Annotated in this window: 12 protein-coding genes and 1 pseudogene; 5 read left to right on the forward strand and 8 right to left on the reverse strand. The window is 72.1% G+C overall.

Annotated elements, in window-relative coordinates; genetic code table 11:
• On the reverse strand, positions 1-2,737 hold a 2,737-nt coding region (locus ABD207_RS14905), incomplete at its 3' end, for a bifunctional [glutamine synthetase] adenylyltransferase/[glutamine synthetase]-adenylyl-L-tyrosine phosphorylase (protein WP_344013235.1).
• 129 nt (positions 2,738-2,866) lie between these two features.
• On the opposite strand from ABD207_RS14905, the gene ABD207_RS14910 reads away from it, so the two are divergent.
• From ABD207_RS14910 to rox, 3 genes are all read left to right on the forward strand, one after another.
• A complete protein-coding gene (locus ABD207_RS14910) occupies positions 2,867-3,373 on the forward strand; it encodes a pyridoxamine 5'-phosphate oxidase family protein (protein ID WP_344013237.1) in 507 nt (168 codons plus the stop codon).
• A 16-nt stretch (positions 3,374-3,389) separates the two neighbouring features.
• Entirely contained in the window at positions 3,390-3,836 is a 447-nt protein-coding gene (locus ABD207_RS14915) for a VOC family protein (protein ID WP_344013239.1), read from the forward strand.
• Between the two features lie 178 nt (positions 3,837-4,014).
• Positions 4,015-5,439 carry a rifampin monooxygenase gene (rox, locus tag ABD207_RS14920; RefSeq protein WP_344013240.1) on the forward strand — a complete coding sequence of 475 codons (1,425 nt, stop codon included), beginning with the start codon at positions 4,015-4,017 and terminating at the stop codon, positions 5,437-5,439.
• A 695-nt stretch (positions 5,440-6,134) separates the two neighbouring features.
• On the opposite strand, the gene ABD207_RS14925 is transcribed toward rox, so the two are convergent.
• The 3 genes from ABD207_RS14925 to ABD207_RS14935 form a co-directional block, all read right to left on the reverse strand.
• Positions 6,135-7,901: an NAD+ synthase gene (locus tag ABD207_RS14925; protein ID WP_344013241.1), complete on the reverse strand. Its 1,767-nt coding sequence runs from the start codon at positions 7,899-7,901 to the stop codon at positions 6,135-6,137.
• 165 nt (positions 7,902-8,066) lie between these two features.
• A complete protein-coding gene (locus tag ABD207_RS14930; RefSeq protein ID WP_344013243.1) occupies positions 8,067-8,702 on the reverse strand; it encodes a DUF305 domain-containing protein in 636 nt (211 codons plus the stop codon).
• 14 nt (positions 8,703-8,716) lie between these two features.
• The gene (locus ABD207_RS14935; protein ID WP_344013246.1) at positions 8,717-9,379 is read right to left on the reverse strand and encodes a thioredoxin-like domain-containing protein; all 663 of its coding nucleotides are present in this window, start codon (positions 9,377-9,379) and stop codon (positions 8,717-8,719) included.
• Between the two features lie 125 nt (positions 9,380-9,504).
• Between ABD207_RS14935 and ABD207_RS14940 the strand changes: the two genes are divergently transcribed.
• Positions 9,505-9,948, forward strand: a complete 444-nt coding sequence (locus ABD207_RS14940; protein ID WP_344013248.1) for an RrF2 family transcriptional regulator — start codon at positions 9,505-9,507, stop codon at positions 9,946-9,948.
• A gap of 22 nt (positions 9,949-9,970) precedes the next feature.
• Here ABD207_RS14940 and glnA read toward each other — a convergent pair whose 3' ends face one another.
• Positions 9,971-11,332 (reverse strand): type I glutamate--ammonia ligase, encoded by a 1,362-nt coding sequence (glnA, locus tag ABD207_RS14945; protein ID WP_167996314.1) that lies wholly within the window; start codon positions 11,330-11,332, stop codon positions 9,971-9,973.
• Positions 11,333-11,718: 386 nt separating this feature from the next.
• Here glnA and ABD207_RS14950 point away from each other — a divergent pair, with 386 nt between their 5' ends.
• Complete coding sequence (locus ABD207_RS14950) at positions 11,719-12,906, forward strand: globin domain-containing protein (RefSeq protein ID WP_344013251.1); 1,188 nt, start codon at positions 11,719-11,721, stop codon at positions 12,904-12,906.
• Between the two features lie 179 nt (positions 12,907-13,085).
• Here ABD207_RS14950 and ABD207_RS14955 read toward each other — a convergent pair whose 3' ends face one another.
• The 3 genes and pseudogenes from ABD207_RS14955 to ABD207_RS14965 form a co-directional block, all read right to left on the reverse strand.
• Positions 13,086-14,303: an MFS transporter gene (locus tag ABD207_RS14955; RefSeq protein WP_344013253.1), complete on the reverse strand. Its 1,218-nt coding sequence runs from the start codon at positions 14,301-14,303 to the stop codon at positions 13,086-13,088.
• Positions 14,304-14,460: 157 nt separating this feature from the next.
• Positions 14,461-15,513 (reverse strand): endonuclease/exonuclease/phosphatase family protein, encoded by a 1,053-nt coding sequence (locus ABD207_RS14960; protein ID WP_344013254.1) that lies wholly within the window; start codon positions 15,511-15,513, stop codon positions 14,461-14,463.
• A 165-nt stretch (positions 15,514-15,678) separates the two neighbouring features.
• Positions 15,679-16,266 (reverse strand): annotated as a pseudogene (locus ABD207_RS14965) (TetR/AcrR family transcriptional regulator); the annotation flags it as partial.
• Positions 16,267-16,362 lie beyond the last annotated feature (96 nt).

Here is a 16,362-nt window from a genome sequence, read left to right on the forward strand (position 1 = left end):
CCGCCAGCGCCGCCCGGGTCCGCGTGGTCCGCAGGCCCTCCACCCGGGCGCCGTGCCGCAGCTGCATCAGCTGCACGGTCCACTCCACGTCCGACAGCCCGCCCGGCCCCAGCTTGGCGTGCAGCTTCGGGTCGGCACCGCGGGGCAGCCGCTCGGCCTCCATACGGGCCTTCAGCCGCCGGATCTCCCGCACCTCCTCGTCGCCCAGCCCGCCGGCCGGGTACCGCAGCGGATCGATCATCTCGATGAACCGGCGCCCGAGATCCTCGTCGCCCGCCACGTACTCGGCCCGCAGCAGCGCGTGCCGCTCCCACACCAGCGCCCAGCGCCGGTAGTACGCCTCGTACGACTTCAGCGTGCGCACCAGCGGGCCGGACTTGCCCTCCGGCCGCAGGTCGGCGTCGATCAGCAGCGGCGGATCGGAGCTGGGCATCTGCAGCAGCCGCCGCATCTCCTCGACCACCCGGTTCGCGGCCCGCGCCGCCTCCCCCTCGTCCACACCCTCCCGCGGCTCGTGCACGAACAGCACATCGGCGTCCGAGCCGTAGCCCAGCTCATGGCCGCCGAACCGGCCCATGCCGATGATCGTGAACCGGGTGGGCAGGGTGTCGCCCCACCCCTCCCGCACCACGGCCCGCAGCGTCCCGGCGAGCGTGGCGGCGGTCAGGTCCGACACCGCGCCGCCCACCAGGTCGACCAGGGCTCCCGCGTCCGCCTCGGCGGGCTGCGACTCGGTGCCGTAGGAGCCCACGATGTCCGCTGCGGCGGTACGGAACAGCTCGCGCCGCCGCACCCCGCGGGCCGCGTTGACCGCCTGCACGGCGTCGTCGGCCCGCCCCACGGCGGCGAGGATCTCCTGCTCCAGATGGGTCCGGGTGCGGGGCTTGAGCCCACCGCCGTTGCCGTTGCCCAGCAGGGCGACCGCCTCGGGCGCCCGCATCAGCAGGTCGGGGGCGAGCCGCCCGGCGGACAGCACCCGGGCGAGGTTCTCGGCCGCCGCGCCCTCGTCCCGCAGCAGCCGCAGGTACCAGGGCGTCTTGCCCAGCGCGTCGGAGACCTTGCGGAAGTTCAGCAGCCCCGCGTCCGGGTCCGCCGAGTCCGCGAACCAGCCCAGCAGCACCGGCAGCAGCGTCCGCTGGATCGCCGCCTTGCGCGTCACCCCGGACGCCAGCGCCTCCAGGTGCCGCAGCGCCGCCGCAGGATCGGCGTACCCCAGGGCGACCAGCCGCTCCCGCGCGGCCTCCGGGCTGAGCCGGGCCTCGCCGGGAGCCAGCGCCGCCACCGCGTCGAGCAGCGGCCGGTAGAACAGCTTCTCGTGCAGCCGCCGCACCACGGAGGCGTGCCGCCGCCACTCCCGCTTCAGCTCGGCCACCGGATCGGTGCGCAGGCCCAGCGACCGTCCCAGCCGCCGCAGATCGGCCTCGTCCTCCGGCACCAGATGGGTCCGCCGCAGCCGGTACAGCTGGATGCGGTGCTCCATGGACCGCAGGAAGCGGTACGCCTCGTCGAGCTGCGCGGCGTCGGCCCGCCCCACATACCCGCCGGCGGCCAGCGCCTTCAGCGCGTCCAGTGTCTTGCCGCTGCGCAGCGAGGCATCGGTCCGCCCGTGCACCAGCTGCAGCAGCTGCACCGCGAACTCCACGTCCCTGAGGCCCCCGGGCCCCAGCTTCAGCTGCCGGTCTATCTCGGCGGCCGGGATGTTCTCCACCACGCGGCGCCGCATCTTCTGCACATCGGCGACAAAGTTCTCCCGCTCGGCCGCCTGCCACACCAGCGGCTGCAGCGCGTCGGCGTACTCCTGCCCGAGCTCGAGGTCGCCGGCGACCGGGCGGGCCTTGAGCAGCGCCTGGAACTCCCAGGTCTTGGCCCAGCGCTGGTAGTACGTGACATGGGAGGCCAGGGTGCGCACCAGCGGCCCGTTGCGTCCCTCGGGCCGCAGATTGGCGTCCACCGGCCAGATGGTGCCCTCGACCGTGGTCTCCGAGCAGATCCGCATCATGTGCGAGGCGAGCCGGGTGGCCGCCTGCAGCGCCTTCCGCTCGTCCGCCCCCTCCACCGGCTCCCCGACGAAGACCACGTCGACGTCGGAGACGTAGTTCAGCTCGTGACCGCCGCACTTCCCCATGGCGATCACGGCCAGCCGGCACAGCGCGGCGTCCTCCGGCGCGTCGGCCTCGGCGAGCGCGAGCGCCCTGCGCAGCGTGGCCGTGGCGAGGTCGGCGAGCTCGGCGGCGGTGTCGGCGACGTCGATGGTGCCGCACACGTCCCGGGCGGCGATGGACAGCAGACAGCGCCGGTAGGCGATCCGCAGCGACACCGGGTCGGTCGCCTCGGCCAGCCCCCGCTCGAACTCCTCGATGCCGGGGTGCAGGTCGCTCGGTTCGTAGGTGACCAGCGCCCGCCAGTCCCCGCTGTGCCGGGCGAGATGGTCACCGAGGGCGGCCGAGGCACCGAGCACCCCAAGCAGCCGGTCCCGCAGCGGCTTCGCCGCGATCAGGGTGTCCAGCAGCTCCTGCCGGTCGGTCGGCCCCGGCTGCGCCTCCAGCAGCCGCACCAGATGGAGCAGCGCCAGATCCGGGTCGGCGGTGGCGCCGAGCGCGGGCAGCAGCACCGGGTCGTTGCGCACGGGCGCCAGTTCGGGCGCGTCCAGCAGCCGCTCGGCGGCCGAGGGATCGGTGAAGCCGTGCCGCAGCAGCCGAGTGAAGGTACTGCTCCTGCGCCCCGGCGCCGACGTCATCCCCGGCCTCCCTCATGCCTCGGATCAGGGTCGTACGGCCATGAGCCTAGCCCGAGTGCCGGTCCGCGGCCCCGCGCGATGAGTTCCCCGGCCGTGCGGAGTCCTCACTGCAGAAAGGAGGGGAAGGCCATGCTCACACCCGAGACCAGCCTCGACCCCCGCTACAGCGACCCCACCGCGGCCGCGACCCCCTGGTCCGAGGCCGAGGCACTGCTGAACAAGGCGGAACACTTCTGGATCTCGACGGTCCGCCCGGACGGCCGCCCGCATGTGACCCCGCTGATCGCGGTCTGGTCGGACGGAGCGCTGCACTTGTGCACCGGACCCGACGAACGCAAGGCCCGCAACCTGGCCGCCAACCCGCACGTCGTGCTGACGACCGGCACCAGCACCTGGGACACGGGCTTCGACCTGGTGGTGGAGGGCGAGGCGGTGCGGGTCACCGACGACGCCCGGCTGAGGGAGCTGGCCGCGGCCTGGGAGGCGAAGTACGGCAGCGTCTGGCACTTCGAGGTGCGCGACGGGTACTTCGACCACGGCGACGGACACGCCCTCGTCTTCTCGGTGGCGCCCCGGTGCGTTTTCGGATTCCGTAAGGGGGAGCCGTTCAGCCAGACGAGGTGGCGGTTCGCCTGACGAAGGAGTCGCGCACATGGACATGACCCTCGAAGTGATTCCGCTGCCCGTCAGCGACATCGACCGGGCCAGGGACTTCTACCGGGACAAGGTCGGTTTTCACGTGGACATCGACCGGGAGGTCATGCCGGGCATGCGCATCGTCCAGCTGACCCCGCCCGGCTCCGGCTGCTCGATCGCCCTGGGCGACAGCATCTGGGAGATGACCCCCGGCCCCACGCCGGCCCCCGGCTCCTACCAGGGCCTGCAGCTCTGCGTCGCCGACATCAAGGCCGCCCACGCGGAGCTGACCGCGCGGGGCCTGGAGGTGGCCGAGCCGGTCCAGTACTCCCCCGACGACGGCGCGACCTTCATGCACTTCAAGGACCCGGACGGCAACGGCTGGGCAGTTCAGGAGTACCGCCGCCGCGCCACGGAGCCGCTGCACAAGCTCCTGGCCGCCCTGGCGGCACGCAACGCCTGACAACACGACAACGGCGAGGAGACCACTCCTCGCCACTTTCAACGTATAGCGCGGAGGGGGCCTTGCGGCAAGGCCCCCTCCGTCGCGCAGAATGACCGGCCTACCCCGCCATCTGCTCCACTCTCATCCTCATCTCACCCACTCTGCGCCACTCTGCGCCCAAAACGGGGGGAATGCCGTGATCGACGTCATCATCACCGGAGCCGGCCCGACCGGCCTGATGCTCGCCGCCGAACTGCGCCTGCACGGCGTGGACGTGGTGGTTCTCGACAGGGCCACCGAGCGCACCCCGGTCGTACGCGCCCTCGGTCTGCACGTCCGCAGCATCGAGATCATGGCCCAGCGCGGCCTGCTCGACCGTTTCCTGGCCCACGGGAAGCAGTACCGGGTCGGCGGCTTCTTCGCCGGCATCGAGGCGCCCTGGCCGGACGACCTGGACACCGCCCACGGCTATGTCCTCGGCATCCCGCAGACCGTCACCGACCGCCTGCTGGAGGAGCACGCCGCCGAGGCCGGCGCCGACATCCGGCGCGGCTGCGAGCTGACCGGCCTGAGCCAGGATGCCGACGGCGTCACCGCCGAGCTGGCCGACGGCACGCGGCTGCGCTCCCGCTACCTGGTCGGCTGCGACGGCGGCCGCAGCACCGTCCGCAAGCTGCTCGGCGTGGCCTTCCCCGGCCAGCCCAGCACCAGCGACACCCTGCTCGGCGAGATGCAGGTGGACGCCCCGCAGGAGACGGTGGCCGCCACCGTCGCCGAGGTCCGCAGGACCCAGAAACGCTTCGGCCTCGCCCCCATCGGCGACGGCGTCCACCGCGTCGTCGTCCCCGCCGCGGACGTCGTCGAGGACCGCTCCCTCACGCCCACCCTCGAGGACTTCAAAAACCAATTGCAGGCCACTGCGGGCACCGACTTCGGCGTCCACTCCCCCCGCTGGCTCTCCCGCTTCGGCGACGCCACCCGGCAGGCCGAGCGCTACCGTTCCGGCCGGGTCCTGCTCGCGGGCGACGCCGCCCACATCCACCCGCCCCTCGGCGGCCAGGGCCTCAACCTCGGCATCCAGGACGCGTTCAACCTCGGGTGGAAGCTGGCAGCGGAGGTGCGGGGGTGGGCTCCGGCCGGGCTCCTGGACACCTACGAGTCCGAACGCCACCCGGTGGCCGCCGCCGTCCTGGACACCACCCGCGCCATGTCCGTACTGGTCTCCACCGAGCCGGGGCCCCAAGCGGTGCGCCGTCTGTTCTCCGAACTCATGGACATCGACGAGGTGAACCGCCGCCTCGTCGAGAAGATCACCGCACTCGACGTCCGCTACGACGTCGGCGAGGGGCACCCTCTTCTCGGCCGCCGGCTGCGCGACCTGGCTCTCAAGCGGCACCGCCTGTACGACCTGATGCACACCGGGCGCGGGATGCTGCTCGACCAGACAGGCCGTCTCTCCGTCGACGGCTGGGCCGACCGTGTGGACCATGTCGTCGACACGACCGACGAACTCGACGCCCCCGCGGTCCTTTTGCGCCCTGACGGTCATGTCGTCTGGGTTGGTGCGGAACAGGAGTTGCTGCGGGCGCCTTTGTCCCGGTGGTTCGGCACGCCGGCCTAGAACACCGGGTACGCGCACGCCTTGATCGGGCACCCGGGGTGGGTGCGGGCCGGGGGTGGGGTTTGCGCTAGCCCGCTGCAGGGGGTGCCTCCCCCACTCTCGGCTGCGCTCGAGCGGGGGCACCCCCATCGCCCACCCTCCCCCACTCTCGACTTCGCTCGAGCGGGGGACCCCCATCGCCCCAGGCGGCACGAATGCCCGCAGTTGGGCGGCCGTGATGCCCGCGGCGAGGCAGGGTAGCCGCGCGCGGCGATCAGCAGGTCATCGGGGCTTAGGCGGCCGCAGGCGCGCGGCGGGGAGGGGTCGGGGTGGTGGTGTCCGCCCGCAGCGGCCGGCGCGTCCGCGCCAGTACCCCGCTAAGAAGCCGATTTCGCGCCAGACCGAGGACGGATACCACCCCCCGGCCCCGACTCACCCACCGGCAGTAGGCGCTACGCGCACCCCCACCCGAGCCGCAGTTGCGCCGCAGGCATGACCACCTGAACCCCCACCGGGCCGCAGGCACAGTCGAACGCGCACCCCCACCCGAGCCGCAGTTGCGCCGCAGGCATGGCCACCTGAACCCCCACCGGGCCGCAGGCACAGTCGAACGCGCACCCCCACCCGAGCCGCAGTTGCGCCGCAGGCATGGCCACCTGAGCCCCCACCGGGCCGCAGGCACAGTCGAACGCGCACCCCCACCCAGCGCACCGCCGTCAGACCGCCGGAGGCACCCGTTCGCTCCAGCCGTTGGTGATGGGCAGCCGGCGGTCCTTGCCGAAGCCCTTCGGGGAGATCTTCGTGCCCGGCGGGTACTGGCGCCGCTTGTACTCCGCCCGGTCCACCATCCGCAGCGTCTTCGCGACCAGCTCCGGATCGAACCCGGCCGCGACGATCTCGTCCGCTCCCTTGTCCCGGTCCACGTACAGCTCAAGGATCGCGTCCAGCACCGGGTAGTCCGGCAGGGAGTCCGTGTCGACCTGCCCCGGCCGCAGCTCCGCGCTCGGCGGCTTGGAGATCGAGTTCTCCGGGATCGGCGGCGTCTCCCCGCGCTCCACCGCCGCCCGGTTGCGCCACTCGGCCAGCCGGAACACGGACGTCTTGTACACGTCCTTGATGGGCCCGTACGCACCCACCGAGTCCCCGTACAGCGTCGAATAGCCCACCGCCAGCTCGGACTTGTTGCCCGGCGCCAGCACGATGTGCCCCTCCTGATTGGAGATCGCCATCAGCAGCACACCCCGCAGCCGCGACTGCAGGTTCTCCTCCGCCAGCCCCGTCAGCTCCAGCGACCCCATGTACGCGTCGAACATCGGCTCGATCGGCACGGTCCGGTAGTTCAGCCCGGTCCGCCGCGCCAGCTCCGCCGCATCGTCCTTGGAGTGCTCGGAGGAGTACTTCGACGGCATGGACACGCCGTACACATTCTCGGGCCCCACCGCGTCACACGCGATCGCCGCGACCAGCGACGAGTCGATACCGCCCGACAGCCCGATCAGCACCGAACGGAAGCCGTTCTTCTCCACATACGCACGCAGCCCCACGACCAGCGCGGAGTAGATCTCCTCGTCGTCGTCAAGCCGCTCCGCGTAACCACCGGTCCGCTCCGGCTCGTAGGCCGGCACCGGCTCCTGAGAGATCACCACCCGCTCGATCCGCAGCCCGTCGTCCACCACCCCGGTGGGCGCGTCCTCGACCGCCGCCGGCAGCTCCAGGTCCACCACCAGGCACTCCTCGGCGAACTGCGGCGCCCGGGCGAGCACCTCGCCCCTCGGGTCCACGACGATGGAGTCCCCGTCGAAGACGAGGTCGTCCTGCCCGCCCATCATGGCGAGGTAGGCCGTGGTGACCCCGGCCTCCTGGGCCCGCTTGCGGACCAGTTCGAGACGGGTGTCGTCCTTGTCCCGCTCGTACGGCGAGGCGTTGACCGACAGCAGCAGCCCGGCCCGGGCGGAGCGCGCCGCCGGCACCCGGCCGCCGTCCTGCCACAGGTCTTCGCAGATGGCGAGCGCGACATCGACGCCCCGCACCCGCACCACCGGCATGGTGTCCCCGGGCACGAAGTACCGGAACTCGTCGAAGACGCCGTAGTTGGGCAGGTGGTGCTTGGCGAAGCTGAGCACCACCTCACCGCCGTACAGCACGGCTGCGGCGTTCCGCGGTGCTCCCGCCGGCTGCCCGTACTTCGGCTGGGCGGTCTCGCTGCGGTCGAGGTAGCCGACGACGACCGGCAGCTCACCGAAGCCCTCGTCGGCGAGCCGCGCGGCCAGTGAGCGCAGGGCGGCGCGGGAGGCCTCCACGAAGGACGACCGGAGGGCCAGGTCCTCCACCGGATATCCGGTCAGCGCCATCTCCGGGAACGCCACGAGGTGCGCTCCCTGCTCGGCGGAGCGCCGGGTCCAGCGGACAATCGTTTCCGCGTTGCGGGTGATGTCACCGACGCGGGTGTCGATCTGATTCAGGGCGAGGCGAAGTTGAGGCACGTGCCCAGTGTAATCGTCAAAGCGACGCAATACGCGGGAGCAACCGCAGGATCACACCCGAGCCACAGGACCCCGCACCCGACACCACGGCACGCCGCAGCGGCAACACAACGCACCCGCCGACAACCGCGCCCCAGCCGGGCCCTCACCCGCGCCTGACGCCCCTCACCGCGCCCGAGCCCCCCGCTCCCGCAGCATCCCGGCCATCAGCTCGATCTCCGACTGCTGCCCCTCCACCATCGTCCGGGCCAGCCGCTTCTCCACCCCGACCTCGCACTTGCTGAGGCACCCCTGGGCCATGTGCACCCCGCCCTTGTGATGGTCGGTCATCAGCTGCAGGTAGAAGATCTCGGCCTGCTTGCCGTTCAGCTCACCCAGCCGCTTCATCTCGGCGTTCGTCGCCATCCCCGGCATCAGCGCACCGTCGGCGTCCTCGCCGGCAGCGCCCTTGCCGCCCATGCCCATCCAGGTCATCGGCGGATCGGCCGACACCTTCGGCAGCTCCCACAGGTCCAGCCAGCCGAGCAGCATGCCCCGCTGATTGGCCTGCGTCTGGGCGATGTCGTACGCGAGCCGCCGCACCTGCTCGTTCTTCGTCCGGTCCCGGACGATGTAGGACATCTCCACGGCCTGCTGATGGTGCACGGCCATGTCCCGGGCGAACCCGGCGTCCGCCGACTCCGCCGAAGGCCTGCCCGCGCCCCCGCCGTCGTCGTCCCCCGCGACGGCCGCGTAGCCGAGCGCACCGCCGGCGAGCAGCACCAGCGCCGCGGCTCCCGCGATCAACCCGAAGTGCTTCATGGACCCGGCTGCCCTCACTGAGCCAGACCGTTGGTGCAGGCGGCCCCCGGCTCGGGGGTCTGCTGCCCCTGCACGAACTTCGCGAAGAACTTGTCGACGGCAGGGTCGTCGGCGCCCTTCACCGTCCGCTGGTGCCCCCAGGCGGACAGCATGATCGGGTCCTTCTGCCCCTCGACCGGGCTCATCAGGGTGTACGGCGTCTTCTTCACCTTGGCGGCCAGGGCGTCGACGTCCTTCTTGTCGGCCTTGGAGTTGTACGTCACCCACACCGCGCCGTGCTCCATCGAGTGCACGGCGTTGGTGTTGTTGATCTCCTTGGTGTAGACGTCCCCGTTGCAGTTCATCCAGACCGGGTGGTGGTCGCCGCCGACCGGGGGCGTCACCGGGTAGCTGACCGGCTTGGTGACGTGGTTGCGGGCGAGCGTGCCCTCCCACTTCTTCACGCCGTCCTTGCCGGTGACGAACTTGCCGGTGCTCTTGTCGTCGCTCGCGGCCTTGTCCGAGTCGCCCGACTGGGAGCGCACCAGGAACACCCCGCCGACCACGAGACCGGCGACGATCACCACGCTCGCACCGATGGTGAGGATCCGCGCGCGCCGCTCGCGGGCCTGCTCTGCGCGCCGCATCTCCTCTATGCGTGCCTTGCGTGCCGCGCTGCTCTTCTTGGCGGAGCCCATGGGTGTGCCCTTCAGGGGTGAGGGGTGGGACGGTCGGGTGAGCTGATCGTAATGGTGAAGGCGGGGCCGGTCGTAGGGGGCCAGAAATTTGAACCGTGAATGTGCATTAACCTACGCTGCCCTGTATGCGGCTGCTGCGCTCCACCGACCTGGCCCTGCGCCTGCTGATGCGCCTCGCCGCGACGCCCGATCCGAACCCCACGACCCGTGATGTCGCGGCGGCGATGGACGTGCCCTACACCCATGCCGCGAAGGTCGTGGCCGAACTCCAGCACATGGGTCTGCTCACGGCCCGCCGGGGCCGGGGCGGCGGGCTCGCCCTGACCGAGAAGGGCCGCACCGCGTCCGTGGGCGAGCTGGTCCGCACCTTCGAGGGCGAGGGCGACGTCGTCGACTGCGAGGGCACCGCCACCACGGCCGCCTGCCCCCTGAGCCCCGCCTGCCGCCTGCGCGGCGCCCTCCGCCAGGCCCAGGAGGCCTTCTACGCCTCCCTGGACCCCCTCACCATCGCCGACCTCACCACGGACCCGACGGGCCCACTCCTCCTGACCATCTCGAAGCGGCCGTAGGCTCGCTGCTTGCAGCGGGCCGCTACAGCACCGGCAGGTTCTTCCGCAGCTCGAACGCCGTGACCTCCGAGCGGTACTCCTCCCACTCCTGCTTCTTGTTGCGGAGGAAGAAGTCGAAGACGTGTTCGCCGAGGGTCTCGGCGACCAGGTCGCTGCGTTCCATCAGGGTGAGGGCCTCGCCGAGGTTCTGCGGCAGGGGCTCGATGCCGAGGGCGCGGCGTTCCGCGTCGGAGAGGGCCCAGACGTCGTCCTCGGCGCCCGGCGGGAGTTCGTAGCCCTCCTCGATGCCCTTGAGGCCGGCGGCGAGGAGGACGGCGTAGGCCAGGTAGGGGTTGGCGCCGGAGTCCAGGGAGCGGACCTCGACGCGGGCCGAGCCGGTCTTGCCGGGCTTGTACATGGGGACGCGGACCAGGGCGGAGCGGTTGTTGTGACCCCAGCAGATGTAGGACGGGGCCTCGCCGCCCGCGCCGGCGGTGCGCTCGGCGCCGCCCCAGATGCGCTTGTAGCTGTTGACCCACTGGTTGGTGACCGCGGAGATCTCCGCCGCGTGGCGCAGCAGGCCGGCGATGAAGGAGCGGCCGACCTTGGAGAGCTGGTACTCGGCCCCGGACTCGTAGAAGGCGTTCCGGTCGCCCTCGAAGAGGGAGAGGTGGGTGTGCATGCCGGAGCCGGGATGCTCGGAGAACGGCTTCGGCATGAAGGTCGCCTGGACGCCCTGCTCGAGCGCCACCTGCTTCATGACCAGGCGGAAGGTCATGACGTTGTCCGCGGTGGACAGCGCGTCGGCGTACCGCAGGTCGATCTCCTGCTGGCCGGGGGCGCCCTCGTGGTGGGAGAACTCCACCGAGATGCCCATGGACTCCAGCATGGTGATCGCCTGACGGCGGAAGTCCATGCCGACGTTCTGCGGGGTGTGGTCGAAGTAGCCGGAGTTGTCGGCCGGGGTGGGGCGGCTGCCGTCGACCGGCTTGTCCTTCAGCAGGAAGAACTCGATCTCCGGGTGGGTGTAGAAGGTGAAGCCCTGGTCGGAGGCGCGGGCGAGGGCGCGCTTGAGGACGTAGCGCGGGTCCGCGAAGGACGGGGAGCCGTCCGGCATCAGGATGTCGCAGAACATCCGGGCCGTGCCGGGGGCCTCGGCGCGCCAGGGGAGGATCTGGAAGGTGGACGGGTCCGGCTTGGCGATCATGTCGGACTCGTAGACCCGGGCGAAGCCCTCGATGGCGGAGCCGTCGAAGCCGATGCCCTCGTCGAACGCCTGCTCCAGCTCGGCCGGAGCCACGGCCACGGACTTCAGGAAGCCCAGCACGTCCGTGAACCACAGGCGTACGAACCGGATGTCGCGCTCCTCCAAGGTCCGGAGCACGAACTCCTGCTGCTTGTCCATCTTCCGCTTCCCCATCCTTGCCGGTCAGGCCACCTGTCGTCCCGGGCCACGGGAGACGGTCGGGCGCTCGGGGTCATCCCACCACACCAGCGTTTCATGTGCGTTGCCGACCGCCCTGTCGCCCATCTTGCCCGTTCGCGGCCACCTCCGTAACAGCCGGGTCCCCCGGCTCCGCCTCCGCGCTCCGGGAACCCGCTGCACAGCGGACCCGCGGGACCCGCGGCGCGCCGTCGGCCCTCGCCGGGATCGTCCGCAGGCCGCAGCCGCTGCCGGCCGGAACCCCACCCCCGCATTAATTGGAATCTGGGATGCAAGTTTTAATGAGGGGGCAAGCAGCCGAGCCGGTCCGGCGCCCCGCCGGGCTGTGCCGAATCGGAGGAGACCTGATGCTGTCCGAGCAGTCCGCTGCCGTCGTGCGTGCCACGCTTCCCGCGGTCGGCGCGTCCCTCGACAAGATCACCGAGCGGTTCTACGCCGGGATGTTCGCCGCCCACCCCGAGTTGCTGCGCGATCTGTTCAACCGCGGCAACCAGGCCGCCGGCACCCAGCGGCAGGCCCTCGCCGGATCCATCGCCGCCTTCGCGACCCACCTGCTGGACCACCCCGATCAGCGGCCGGACGCGATGCTCCAGCGGATCGCCCACAAGCACGCCTCCCTCGGCGTCACCCCGGACCAGTACGGGATCGTCCACGAGCACCTCTTCGCCGCCATCGCCGAGGTGCTCGGCGAAGCCGTCACGCCCGAGGTCGCGGCCGCCTGGGACGAGGTCTACTGGCTGATGGGGAACGCCCTGATCGCCCTGGAGAAGCGGCTCTACGAGGAGCGCGGCGGGCACGGCTGGCGCACCTGGCGGGTCGTCGAGCGCATCCCCGAGACCGCCGACGTGGTGACCTTCCGGCTCCGCCCGGCGGACGGCGGCCCGGTGCGCGACTTCCGCCCCGGCCAGTACGTGTCCGTCCGGGTCGCCCTCCCCGACGGCGCCCGGCAGATACGGCAGTACAGCCTGACCGGCGCGCCCGGCCCCCAGGAGCGGCAGTTCGCGGTCAAGCGGGTGCACGGCGACGGCGCGCCGGACGGCGAGGTCTCCAACCACCTGCACGCCCGGGTGCACGCCGGTGACCTGCTGGAGCTGTCCGAGGCGTATGGCGACCTGGTGCTGGACGCCGACCCCGGCACGCCGCTGCTGCTGGCCTCCGCCGGGATCGGGGTGACCCCGATGATCGCCATGCTGGCGCACCTCGCCGAGAACGGGCACCGCGCCCCGGTCACCGTGGTGCACGGCGACCGCTCCCCCGCCGATCACGCGCTGCGCAACGACCACCTGGCGTACGCGGCCAAGCTGCCGGACGGCGCGGTGCACCTGTGGTACGAGCAGGACGCCCCGGCCGGCGCGCACACCGGCTACGTGGATCTCGCCGAGGTGCCGGTGGCCTCCGGCACGCGCGCCTATCTGTGCGGCCCGCTGCCGTTCATGCGGTCGGTGCGGGAGCAGCTGATCGGCAAGGGCGTGGCGCCGGCCGGCATCCACTACGAGGTGTTCGGCCCGGACCTGTGGCTGGCCCGGCAGGACTGACGCCGGCCGGATGCCGATGAGGCGAGGGGCGGTGCGCGGCGGCCCTCGCCCCGGCGCCCCCTCGCCCCGGCGCCCCTTCGGGCATGCGCCGGCCGGGCGCCGGAACGGCGGGGCGGCCGGCCCCTGCTCGACGGCGGAGCGGCCGGCCCCGGCTCAGCGGCGGGGCAACCGGTCCCGGCTCACCGGGCTTCCAGCGCCTCCGCCTCCTGCGGCACACGGCCGGCCACGACCCTCCCCGGCGTCCGGTCCGCCCTGCGGTCCACCGCGTGGGCCAGCGCGGCCACGCCGATGCCCAGGGCCGCCAGGGCCGCGCCCGCGAGCGCCGGGGAGGTCGCACCGAGTCCGGCGGCGAGGGCCAGGCCGCCGATCCAGGCGCCGCCGGCGTTCGCCAGGTTGAAGGCGGCCTGGTTGGCGGAGGAGGCCAGGGAGGGGGCGGAGGCGGCCTTCTCCATGACCATCAGCTGGAGTGGGGAGCCCGTGACGAAGGCGGCGACGCCCAGCAGGACCACCGCGACCGCCGCCGTCGCCTGGGTGCGCATCAGCAGCGGAAAGAGGGTCAGGACCACGGTGAGGGAGGCCAGGCCGCCGAAGAGGGTCGCCCGCAGGGAGTGGTCGGCGAGGCAGCCGCCCAGCAGGTTCCCGGCGGTCGCGCCGACACCGAAGAGCGCCAGCAGCAGTGTCACGGTGCTCTCGCCGTAGCCGGCCGCCCCGGTGAGCATGGGGGCGATGTAGCTGTAGGCGGCGAAGAGCGCGCCGAAGCCGGCGACGGTGGTGCCGAGGGCCAGCCAGACGGGCAGGGAGCGCAGGGCGGTGAGCTCGCCGCGCAGTCCCGTGCGCGGGGCGGCCGGGCTGTCGGCGGCGGGGATCAGCAGGGCCAGCGAGGCGATCGCGGCGAGGCCGGTCGCGGAGACCGCGAGGAAGGTGGTGCGCCAGCCGAAGTGCTGGCCCATCAGCGTGGCCATCGGGACGCCCACCACATTGGCGAGGGTGAGCCCCAGGAACATCAGGGAGACCGAGCGGGCCTTGCGGTCGGGGGTCACCAGGTCGGCGGCCACCACGGCGCCGACGCCGAAGAAGGCGCCGTGCGGCAGTCCGCTCAGGAAGCGGGCGGCCAGCAGCCAGGTGTGGTCGGGGGCGAGCGCGGAGAGCGCGTTGCCCGCCACGAACAGGGCCATGAGCCAGATCAGCACCCGGCGGCGCGGCATGCGGGCCGTGGCGGCGGCGAGCAGCGGGGCGCCCACGACCACCCCGAGCGCGTACGCCGAGACCAGGTGGCCGGCGCTGGGGATGGAGGTGCCCAGGTCGGCGGCGACGTCGGGGAGCAGGCCCATCATGACGAACTCGGTGGTGCCGATGCCGAAGGCGCCTACGGCGAGGGCGAGGAGGGCCAGGGGCATGAAGGGGCGGACCTTTCGGGACGGGTGCGTCAGGCTTGTGTTCAGCCTTTATGTTCAGCGACTGAACAAAGTCTCTCAGGACTCGCGCCCGGCATGCGCCGACCGGGGCCGGCCGTGCACCGGCCCCACGCCGTTGATCTGGGGTTTCCTGGGATTCTCAGGAATCGCCTGTGGTCAGCTTCACACGCGCCGCGATCGGCAGATGGTCGCTCGGGGTCTGCGGGAGGGTCCAGGAACTGGTCGGCTCCGCTCCCTTGACCATGATCTGGTCGATCCGCGCCATCGGGAACGACGCCGGCCAGCTGAAGCCGAAGCCGCTGCCCACCGCGCCCTGGGTGGAGCGCATCTGGGAGGTGACCGCGTTCAGGGAGCGGTCGTTCATGGTCCCGTTGAGGTCGCCCAGCAGGACGACGTTGCGCAGCGGCTCGTCGGCGATGGCCTCGCCGAGCGCGTCGGCGCTCCTGTCGCGCTGACGGGCCGTGAAACCGGCCTCCAGCTTCACCCGGACCGAGGGCAGATGCGCCACGTACACCGCGACCTGGCCGCCGGGCGCGCTCACCGTGGCGCGCATGGCGCGCTTCCAGCCGAGGCGGATGTCGACCGCCTCGACGTCGCTGAGCGGGTACTTGCTCCACAGGCCGACCGTGCCCACCACGGCGTGGTGCCGGTAGGTGGACCGCAGCGCGTCCCGGTAGGCCGGGACCGCGGACGCCTTGAGCTCCTCGAGGGCGAGTACATCGGCGCCGGAGGCGGCCACCTCACGGGCGGTGCCCGCCGGGTCGGGGTTCTCCGCGTTGACGTTGTGCGTGGCCACCGTCAGCTCGCCGCCGCCGGTGGTCTTGTCGGTGAGCAGACCGCCGAAGAGGTTCAGCCAGACCACCGCGGGCAGCAGCGTCGCAATCAGCGCCGTGGCCGACTTGCGCAGCAGGGCCAGCAGGAGCAGCAGCGGGATGAACACGCCCAGCCAGGGCAGGAACGTCTCCACCAGGCTGCCCAGGTTGCCGACCTGGTTCGGGATGTGCGCGTGGGCCAGCATCACCACGGCGAGCACCACCGCGAAGGCCGCCAGCACCAGGCCCCGGCGCCAGATGCGGCGGTCGTCCCGCCAGCCTCTGGTCAGGGCGTCGATCAGGCGCTGAAGCCGGGATGTCCGGTGCTCGGGGTCCGAGCCGCCGTTGTCCGTCTGCGTCATGTACGCCTGCTGCGCCATACCGTCGCCTCACAACTTGCCGTGCACACCGTCTCTCCCGTGTCCGTAAAGACCCTAGGGGATGATCGGTGCCCTTCCTGCCGTCCCTCGACGGCCGTACGGGGGCGATGACGTGCCATGGCGGGGCACGAGTTCCGTCTGTGACGAAATGCGCACATGCCGGGTTCAACGGCCGGGGCGCAGGCCCTCCAGAAGGGTGTCGACGACCTTCGCGGCGAGATCCTCGGGGAGGTCGGCGTCGGGGCGCATCACGGTGCGCAGCAGGATGGGGCCGACCACTATGTCGTTGAGCAGTTCCAGGTCGACGTCGGTGCGCAGTTCGCCGTTCTCCTGGCCCCGGCGCAGCACCTGAAGGCCGAGGCGGCGGCGCGGCTCGATGGCGATGGCCTGGTAGGCCGCCCAGATCTTCGGGCTGCTCTTCATCTGGGCGTGCACGTTGTGCAGGATCGCCGAGGTCCTGCTGGCCAGTCCGCGCCGGCGCAGGGACTCCAGCAGCACGACGAGGTCGTCGCGCAGGGAGGTGCCGGGGAGTTCGGGGTCCGGGGGCTCGGCGGCTCGGACCACGTCGACGAAGAGTTCCTCCTTGCCGCTCCAGCGGCGGTAGATGGTGGCCTTGCCGACGCCGGCGGTGCGGGCGATCCGCTCGATGGACAGCTCCGCGAGCGGCACGCCCGCCTCCAGGAGCTTCATCACGCCGTCGATGATGGCGCGTTCGGCCGCCTCGCTGCGGGGACGTCCGCGAGTGGCGCCGCCGTCCTGCCGGGTGCCGTTCGCCTCTTCGGCACCGGTGTGCGGGGCGGCTTGGGCACCGGTGTGCGGGGCGGCTTCGGTGCCGGTGTGCGGGGCGGC

Source organism: Streptomyces thermospinosisporus, from assembly GCF_039526425.1.
Classification (GTDB): domain Bacteria; phylum Actinomycetota; class Actinomycetes; order Streptomycetales; family Streptomycetaceae; genus Streptomyces; species Streptomyces thermocarboxydovorans.